Raw genomic sequence first — 649 nt, 5'->3', positions numbered from 1 at the left:
CTCAACAGTCTGCATCCCCCTACCTTTCTTAGATTTGAGAAAGGTAGCATGCGTGAGAAAGTGGGGCCATGGACACCTTGGAACTCCTGGCACACCCAGTCCGCCTCCGCGTGGTCCACGCACTGCGCGGCGGGCGGACCCTGACCACCGGCCAGTTGTGCGCTCTGATCCCGGACGCGTCCAAGGCGACCGTCTACCGGCACGTCGACCTCCTCGCCGCGGGCGGCATCCTCGACGTCGCCGACGAACGGCGAGTACGGGGCGCCGTCGAACGCCGCTACCGGCTACGGCAGGAACACGCGAACATCGACGCGGAAACCATGCGCGCGCTCGCCCCGCAGCACCACGAGCGGGCATTCACAGCCGCCATAGCCGCCCTGGCCGCGGAGTTCGGCGCCTATCTGGAGCGCGAAGGCAGCGATCCCGTGGACGACCTCGTCGGCTATCGCCAGCACGCGATCTGGCTCAGCAGGGACGAGCTCGTAGCCCTGATCGGAGCGATGCAAGCCGCCATCGCGCCCCTCCTCGCCAACGAACCCTCGCGAGAACGCACCCGCTACCTCCTCAGCCCCATCCTCTTCCCCGCCGAACAGGCCGAACAACAAGACCCGCTGTAGCCGACCCCACTCGGGGTGAACCAGGTCATCTG

At 67.0% G+C, this 649-nt stretch carries 1 protein-coding gene; it reads left to right on the top strand.

All coding sequences use genetic code 11. The annotated features are described in order from the left end of the window. Window positions 1-68 precede the first annotated feature (68 nt). The gene (locus IE277_RS46800) at window positions 69-617 is read left to right on the top strand and encodes a helix-turn-helix domain-containing protein (protein WP_189960235.1); all 549 of its coding nucleotides are present in this window, start codon (window positions 69-71) and stop codon (window positions 615-617) included. The last annotated feature ends 32 nt before the right edge of the window (window positions 618-649 follow it).

The sequence above is a fragment of the Streptomyces alanosinicus genome, assembly GCF_014650595.1.
Classification (GTDB): Bacteria; Actinomycetota; Actinomycetes; order Streptomycetales; family Streptomycetaceae; genus Streptomyces; species Streptomyces alanosinicus.
Note: the sequence above shows the minus strand (reverse complement) of the source record. Positions and strands in the feature narration are given on the sequence as shown.

What these genes read in the sequence shown, in the direction of transcription:
- IE277_RS46800 (WP_189960235.1), top strand. Translation starts at nt 69, where the DNA reads ATGGACACCTTGGAACTCCTGGCACACCCAGTCCGCCTCCGCGTGGTC.